Annotated in this window: 8 protein-coding genes and 2 pseudogenes; 4 read left to right on the forward strand and 6 right to left on the reverse strand. The window is 38.5% G+C overall.

Annotation, left to right across the window (positions count from 1 at the left end; all coding sequences use genetic code 11):
- Both BFP75_RS18220 and BFP75_RS18225 read left to right on the forward strand, forming a co-directional pair.
- Positions 1-174, forward strand: a pseudogene (locus BFP75_RS18220) (IS66 family transposase); the annotation flags it as partial.
- Positions 175-212: 38 nt separating this feature from the next.
- The gene (locus BFP75_RS18225; protein WP_099546776.1) at positions 213-1,487 is read left to right on the forward strand and encodes a hypothetical protein; all 1,275 of its coding nucleotides are present in this window, start codon (positions 213-215) and stop codon (positions 1,485-1,487) included.
- 210 nt (positions 1,488-1,697) lie between these two features.
- On the opposite strand, the gene BFP75_RS18230 is transcribed toward BFP75_RS18225, so the two are convergent.
- From BFP75_RS18230 to BFP75_RS18250, 5 genes are all read right to left on the reverse strand, one after another.
- Positions 1,698-2,756, reverse strand: coding sequence for a putative zinc-binding metallopeptidase (locus tag BFP75_RS18230; RefSeq protein ID WP_099546777.1), 1,059 nt, complete (start codon positions 2,754-2,756; stop codon positions 1,698-1,700).
- Positions 2,757-2,772: 16 nt separating this feature from the next.
- Positions 2,773-3,615, reverse strand: coding sequence for a pseudouridine synthase (locus BFP75_RS18235; RefSeq protein ID WP_099546778.1), 843 nt, complete (start codon positions 3,613-3,615; stop codon positions 2,773-2,775).
- A 119-nt stretch (positions 3,616-3,734) separates the two neighbouring features.
- On the reverse strand, positions 3,735-4,640 hold the full coding sequence (locus BFP75_RS18240; protein ID WP_099546779.1) for a geranylgeranylglycerol-phosphate geranylgeranyltransferase: 906 nt from the start codon (positions 4,638-4,640) through the stop codon (positions 3,735-3,737).
- A gap of 18 nt (positions 4,641-4,658) precedes the next feature.
- Complete coding sequence (locus BFP75_RS18245) at positions 4,659-5,594, reverse strand: mevalonate kinase (protein ID WP_099546780.1); 936 nt, start codon at positions 5,592-5,594, stop codon at positions 4,659-4,661.
- A 142-nt stretch (positions 5,595-5,736) separates the two neighbouring features.
- Positions 5,737-6,825, reverse strand: a complete 1,089-nt coding sequence (locus tag BFP75_RS18250; RefSeq protein ID WP_099546781.1) for a diphosphomevalonate/mevalonate 3,5-bisphosphate decarboxylase family protein — start codon at positions 6,823-6,825, stop codon at positions 5,737-5,739.
- A gap of 67 nt (positions 6,826-6,892) precedes the next feature.
- On the opposite strand from BFP75_RS18250, the gene BFP75_RS18255 reads away from it, so the two are divergent.
- A complete protein-coding gene (locus tag BFP75_RS18255) occupies positions 6,893-7,381 on the forward strand; it encodes a TspO/MBR family protein (protein ID WP_099546782.1) in 489 nt (162 codons plus the stop codon).
- On the opposite strand, the pseudogene BFP75_RS18260 reads toward BFP75_RS18255, so the two are convergent.
- A pseudogene (locus tag BFP75_RS18260) lies at positions 7,374-7,865 on the reverse strand (DUF1697 domain-containing protein); the annotation flags it as partial. The gene BFP75_RS18255 and the pseudogene BFP75_RS18260 sit on opposite strands and share 8 nt — an antisense overlap.
- A 71-nt stretch (positions 7,866-7,936) precedes the next feature.
- Between BFP75_RS18260 and BFP75_RS18265 the strand changes: the two are divergent.
- On the forward strand, positions 7,937-8,054 hold a 118-nt coding region (locus tag BFP75_RS18265), incomplete at its 3' end, for a transposase (protein WP_165776561.1).

Below are 8,054 nucleotides of genomic sequence, written 5' to 3' on the forward strand. Positions count from 1 at the left end.
CAAGCGATTCGAAATGTCAAGGTAAAACAAAAAATATCGGGCCAGTTCAAAAACCCCAGAAATGCTCAGAATTTTGCCAAAATCCGATCCGTAATCGATACCACCATCAAAAACGGAATGAACGTGATTCAAGCATTGAACCTAATCGCTAAATTTGAATTTCAAGTAGACTGATTAGTTACAGTTAATCGTTTCATGGGTAATTTAACTCCATGAAAAAAATCAGTGTAATTTTAGGGATAATTGTTCTAGCTTTCATCTTACTTACCTATATCTCCATTTCCTCTACCCGTCAGGAAAATAAGACTTCGTCCATTGTTTTAAATATGGAGGATGTGAAGTCCATTGATTTCTCACGAATTGACTCCGTACTTGTTGCACCTAGCACATTGTACAAAGCTAACGCTGTAAAAAAGATGATGCAAGGGCAACAGTATCGTAAAGCGTGGTCTACACCAGTAAGGTTTCGAGTACTACATTTGGATACCCTGCTTGGGGGTGCAGAGATTTTAAAGGAAGGGGGTGGAAAACAAACACACAGTCTTAAGCTAAAGACCGAAGGTGGATATATCTATACACTTAGAAGTATAAATAAAGATCCTGAACCACTGGTCCCAGAATGGGCCAGAACCCTTGGCTTAGAGAATATTATTGTTGATGGGATTTCTGCTCAGCATCCCTATGCTGCCTTAGCGGTAGCTAAATTGGCCGAAAAATCAAATCTTCTTCATACTGACCCTAAGTCTATTTTTCTCCCAGAACAAAACGCTCTGGAAAAGTTTAACAAGGACTATGGTAATAAAATTTACTTATTGGAACATGAAACGGATGGAGGAAAAAATTGGACCCACTATAAAAATGTGAAGGCCATTTTGGATACGGAAGACTTGCAAGAATTGAAAAAGGATGTGGGCCCTAAACTTAACATAGATAAATCCACATTGATTAGGGCGAGACTATTTGATATTGTCAAAGGTGATTGGGACCGTCACTCCAAACAGTGGGGATGGGTTGTAACTCAAAAGGATACCGAATATATGGCAATACCAATTGCCGGGGATAGGGATAATGCATTTTTTAGTGTTGATGGAATCATACCCTCTATCATTTCTAACAAACTTATATTACCGGACCTCCAATCATTTAAAGAGGACATAGATTACCTGCCTGGATTGGTCATGCCTTTTGATATTTATTTTTTAAAAAATACGCCAAGGGAAAATTTCATTAATGAGGCGAAGCTATTACAAGGCCTACTTTCGAATTTGGCTATTGAAGAAAGTTTCAAAGCCTGGCCACCAAGTTTAGTAGAACTGGATGGTGAAAAAATCATTAAATCAATTCAAACAAGAAGAGATAATCTTCCTCAAATAGCAAACGACTTTTATGAAATCATTGATAATAGGGATTATCTTACCGAACCACTCAAAGGTTCTGAAGATTTAGAACTTCCAAGTTCCCTAATCGGCTGTTTTGACTGTTTTTGATTTAGATTTTGGGTATTTTATCTTTCTGTTTTTCAAGTATTTATAACCAACATATCCTAGTTGGGCCCCAATCAATAACAATTTAGTCTTTCTGCTCTTTACCAATAGTTTTGCAAAACCTAACACGGGTGATATATTCATAATTTATGCTTTGATTCAATTAACCGTAATTAAACAAAACAAGATGCCACATTCAAATCAAAATTTGGTTCAAAAACTATTTCTTTCAAACAAGAGATTGTGAATAAAAGCCAGTTTTGTCTTTACGGGCTCTGATATTATGAATGGGTAGGGATCATCTTTCCCCATAGATCGATTCATACTGTTCATTGTGTATAATAATGGGATACCAGTCTCAAGAATGGTTCGTAAATCACTTTCATTATATGGATCAAAACTAGCATTAAAATTTAGTTTGTTTTCACCTTCCAGCTTTGGTTCTGTCCTAATCCCAAAATTATGAGCCGTTTCTAGAGCATCCATCAGGTGAAGATAGTGTGACCAAGTTTCTGCCCAATCTTCCCAGGCATGGGAAGAGGCATATTTACTTATGTAGAAATTCTGCCAATTTTTCCGGGGACCATTCACGTAGTAGTTGCGTAAGGAATCTCTGTATGAAACCGTATCGTCCCCAAATATTTTCCTGAATTTTGATAATATATCATTATTGTTCTTAACCAATATATCCCAAAAATAATGCCCTACCTCATGTCTAAAATGTCCTAATAAGGTCCTATATCGCTCTTTCATTTCGTGCTTTACCTTTTCCCTAATTACGGAATCAGCCTCAGATATGAGAATCGTAATAACGCCATTGGCATGCCCGGTCTTAATATTGTTGGAGCTTTTTGGAGATACAAAATCAAAACATAACCCATAAGCCGGGTCATCCGTTTTACTAATAATTTGCAACCTTAATCTTAAAAGTTGATATATCAATCTATGTTTGGCAAATTCAATTTGTTTCCAATGAGAATGATTCTCCGGATTATCCAAGTCAGGAATAGTTCTGTTCAATGAACACGCAAGACAAAATTCCGACGGGTTTTCCGAGGGTACAAGCCAATTGCACGTTCCATGCAGGTTATTGGCGCAATACTTATATTTTCCACCATTCAAAGTGGGTAAAGTCCATTCGAAAAAATCTGGTTTCAGAGAAACCATCTTATTGTAAAATGATGAATATCCTAAATAATGCCCGCAGGAAACACAGTAATTATTTTCAAAAACAACAGTATTTCCGCAATTGGAACATTGGAATAGTTTCATAATATCCTAATCGACGCTACTTAACCATCTTAAAGTTGATGACTTCCTGCTCCGTCAAATATCGCCAATGACCACGGGGCAAATCCTTTTTTGTGAGTCCGCCGTACACCACACGGTCCATTTTTACAATTTTATAGCCCAATTGTTCAAAAAGCCTTGGGACAATTTTATTTCTGGAACTGTAGATTTCTATGCCTACCTCTCTTTTTGGGGCATCGTCAATAAAACTGATTTCCTGTACTTTGACCACTTTCTCGTCCACTACAACACCTTCCTGGATTTTAACTAGATCCGCACTCCTAAGGTCCTTGTCCAATATCACGTGGTAAATCTTTCTAAGACCGTTGATGGGACTCTTTAAACGCTTGGTCAAATCACCATCATTGGTAAAAAGTAGCAGTCCCGTATCTTCCTTGTCCAACTTATCCACTGGAAGCAATTTTGATTTGGAGGCACTTGAAATCAATCCGGATACATGACGCTTCCCTTTTTCGTCCCGTATGGTGGTCGAAAAGTCCTTTGGTTTGTTCAAAAGCACATATTCCCTTTTTACGGGATTTAATAGTTGCCCATCAAACCTGACCTCATCCGTTAATTTCACCTTGTATCCCATTTCCGTAACCGGTTTTCCATTTACGGTAACGTTTCCGGCAGCTATAAAGATATCTGCATCCCTCCTGGAACAAACCCCAGAATTGGCTACATATTTATTCAACCGAATGGAATTTGGGTCACTCACCTGTTTGGGCGAAGTACTTTTTTTTATTGGCGCATTGCCCCTAGCGTAACTTTTTTTTCTAAAAGAACCACCTTGCCTCCCAGAAGCCTTATCTCCTTTGTTTGAATCCCCCCTGCTCATAACTGTCTTATTTTAAGCAAAGGTAAGAAAGGGATATGGTATTTCTTCTTGGTTTAATTCATTCCTTGCTTTCTGAAGAAACAAATTGTGTCATGGGGTGAAGATTCTGAAAGTAGTGGCTATAGAATTCGATTAAGGACCAAATCAACATCTATCAATAAAATGCTGAAAACACCCACTACGATGACAAGTTTGAGGATATTATGAAGCCATAAAAAATGCTTCCTGGTACTAGATTTAAAAAGAATGATCAAAAAGATTATAAAAAGAAGGATGCAACCCGTAAAATAATAGTTCATGTAACCAACATCGAACTTAAAAATCAATAATAGGGCAGGCACCAAGGTCATCAACATCAAAGTTCCAATGAACGATTTGGAAACACCCACACCGTAAATGATGGGTATCGTCCTGTAATTTTGTGCCACATCGCCAGAAATATTTTCCAAATCCTTAATCAATTCCCTGGCCAAAATCAACAGAAACAGAAACATCGCATGAACAAATATTACGGTTTCAAAGTTTTTGTAATACACGAAAACCGCAAAAAAAGGTGTAATTGCCAAAGTAGCGGAAACAAAGTTTCCAACAAAGGGTATTTTCTTTAGCTTATGGGAGTAGAACCAGATTCCAAAGATATAGGCCGAGAAGAAAAGTACTGCCCGAAAAGAAACATAACTAGCTGCAAAAACGGCCAAAAAGTTCAATATGAAGTATGAAGACAACTTGAAACGCTGGCTTACCAACCTATCCAGCATGGTCTTCCTAGGTTTGTTGATAAGGTCCTTTTCAGCATCGTAAAAATTATTGATAATGTAACCGGCAGCTATCACCAGAACGGAAGCAACAACGATTACAAATAGATTGACATCAAAAACAACTTGCCTTAGCGGTAGATTTGGTGAGAGAATATAGATGGACGCCAAGTATTGGGCCAGTACGATCATTAATAGATTGTACCCACGTACCACTGAAAACAGACTCAATACCTTTAATAGCAGGAGTTTGTTTTTTCTACTAAGCATGAATATGTTGGGTATATACTAGAAGTTGTAGACCACTTCCAATTTGTAGTCTTTTAGGACTTCCTTCGCTTTTTCAAGATCTTCGGTAAATCCAAGGAAGTATCCACCACCACCAGAACCGCAAAGTTTCAGGTAATAGTCGTTCGTTTCTATTCCTTGCTTCCACAAATCATGAAATTTGGCAGGAATCATCGGCTTAAAATTATCCAATACCACGTGGGACAACTTTTTCAAGTTTCCAAAAAGGGATTTAACGTTGCCGTTCACAAAGTCCTCTACACAGGCATCGGTATGCTTGATGAATTGATCTTTAAGCATATTCCTAAAGCCTTCGTTCTTCATTTGCTCCATGAAAATTTGAACCATGGGGGCAGTTTCACCAATAGATCCACTGTCCAATAAAAAAACGGCTCCCTTACCTTCCAAATTTTGGGAGGGTATACTGGTAGATTCAATGTTGTCTTGTGAATTGATTAGAATAGGCAGGCTTAAATAACTGTTCAAAGGATCCAATCCAGAAGATTTGCCGTGGAAAAATGATTCCATTTTACCAAAAATGGCTTTTAAGGAAAGGAGTTTTTCCCTGGTCAAGTTTTCCAGTACCGTTATCTTATCCTTGGCATATTTATCATAAATAGCCGCGACCAATGCTCCACTACTACCCACTCCGTAGCCTTGGGGAATGGAACTATCAAAATACATACCTCCTTCAATGTCTGCATCCATTGCGATGAAATCAAAGGCAACCAGTTCCGGTTCCGTAATGGCCAATCCCTTTAGGTACGATGCAAATTCACGTAAAGCCTGATTGGACTTTTTCGCCTTTTCAGAGTCGCTATTGGTTTTCAAAGCGCCCTTTAAAAAATTATAGGGAATGGAAAGCCCTTTGGAATCCTTGATGATTCCATACTCCCCAAAAAGAAGAATTTTTGAATAAAATAATGGTCCTTTCATTTGTTTAAATAAAACGGATATGGCTTAAACACCTATAAATATAGATAACTAAAGTGCAAATTTTAATCTTTTTGCTTAAAAAAAAGGCCTATTGCCAAAAAACCTATGCAACTAACGCTTTTTAAACAATAAAAGTATTTATTTAAACCTTTAACCTTATGGCACCTAAACCAATTCGGTCGCAAATATACTGCTGGTTTTCACAGTATGCAACCAACTCGTTTACAATAAATTGATGCACTTGTTCCTTTTCATTTTCCGGGTAAAGCACATGCACGTTGGCACCAGCGTCCAAGGTAAAGCAGACATGCGAACCTGATGCCTCCCTAAAGGCCCATATCCTATGGATGATTTCCAGGGTATTTGGCTTCATTAAAACAAAGTAGGGGTCACCCGTCATCATAATGGCGTGCAAAGTCAATGCCTCACTTTCCACTACCTTGATAAATTCCTTTAAGTTTCCTGTTCTTAAAATCGGTTTTAATAGGGAAAGATTTCTGTGTGCCTGTTTAAAACGTTGTTCCGAAAATGGATGGCCCTTGACCAAATCATGACCCACCGTACTACTGACCTGTTTCTGTCCTTTGTCCACCAAAAGGATGGTATCATGAAAGTTCTTGAAAACAGGATGTACTTCAAAATTATACCTGATACCGTACAAATCAGTACTATCCGGAATTTCCTCTTGGCCACCCCAAACTACCAATGGGCCTTCGATACTCCTACAGGCACTACCTGAGCCCAATCTCGCGAGAAAAGAGGCTTTTTTCACAAAGAAATCAGGATCCATTTCTGGTATATGCATTCTCTCAATTTCCATAAGGCAGAGGGCCAATGCGGACATACCACTAGCGGATGAGGCAATCCCACTGCTGTGCGGAAACGAATTGGAGGTTTCCATAATAAAATGATAGCCCTTTAAATATGGGATATAGGCCTCTATACGCTTGAAAAATGTCTCGATTTTAGGTCTAAAGCTTGGTTTGGGATTTCCCTCGAAGAAAAAATCAAAGGAGTATTGTTGGGTGGGACTATCCAGTTTTTTAAAACTTATTTTGGTGGTAGTTGCGCATGCACTCAACGTAAAACTGATGGAAGGGTTTGCGGGAATTTGTCCTTCCTTTTTGCCCCAATATTTCACCAGTGCAATGTTACTTGGGGATTTGTAAGCTACTTTTCCCTTCTCAATTAATTCTATGGACTTTGAAGGGATAAAATCTTTTTCTGTCATGAAGCCAACTATTTCCACAAAGATAGTTTTTAGTAAGACCAATAAAAATAAATGATTATTTTAGGGCATGGACACGGCCCTACTAAAAAAGAGACTTCCCAATGTAATTATAAGTGTTGCCGTTTGCCTTGTCATTGGGTTTGTATCCAGTGTGGTCACCCAAAGTTCCGTAAATGATTGGTATCTTACGTTGAATAAACCAAGCTTTAATCCCCCTAATTGGTTGTTCGCACCGGTCTGGACTACTTTATATGTCCTGATGGGCATTTCTGCCGGATGGGTCTGGGCCAAAGGCTTTCATCATAAATGGGTAAAGACCGCTCTATATCATTTTGGATTTCAGCTTCTGTTAAATGCGCTCTGGAGTATCGTTTTTTTTGGTCTAAAATCCCCCTTTTGGGCCTTGTTGGTCATCTTGGCCCTACTGGTCATGATCATCTTTACCATCAAATGGTTCAAGTTGGTGAGCAAAGTGGCGGCATTCCTTCTAATTCCGTATTTGGCTTGGGTTTGTTTTGCTGCCGTTCTCAACTACAAAATCTGGGAACTTAATTAGTGGTACCCATTTCCAATAATTTCATTAGGGTCCTATAGTTTCGGGTAGTGGCTCCCACCTTTAATTTGCGTTCCACAAGATTGTTGTTCAATTTGGCATTCCCATATCCATTTTTGCAAGACAAATACAGGCAATCGTCCACTAGCTCCCATGATTCGTTTGGATAGTTTTCTTTTTTAAATGAAGTCAAAAGTCCATTTTCCGGTAGGCCGAAAAGCATAACGAAATATATCCTATTGGACTCTAAATCCTCCTTATTGGAAAAAGGATTGTTCTCGATTATTATTTGTAAATCCGAAACGGACTTGACCAAAACGGGAACATCGAAACCAAAATGGGTCTTTATTGTTACCTCCAAGAAAGCTTTCGATTCCGAATCCGATGCATCATCATCCCTTTCAAAAATAACATTGCCACTTTGAATATAGGTTTTTACACCCTTAAATCCATTATTGGAAAGGAGTGAACGCAAATCTGCCATAGGAACCTTTGTAAGCTTCCCTTAAAACCGAACTGTTTAAAAGTAGAATAATAACCTTAATTTTAAGCAGTATTATGAGGAAGAGCAAATTTTCACCAACACAGATCGCAAGTATCTTAAAGGAGTTCGACAACGGAAAGTCCGTTGCCGAGATAACCCGTGACCATGGGGTCAGTTCCGCCGCGTTCTACA

The sequence above is a fragment of the Maribacter sp. 4G9 genome (assembly GCF_002742265.1).
GTDB lineage: Bacteria > Bacteroidota > Bacteroidia > Flavobacteriales > Flavobacteriaceae > Maribacter.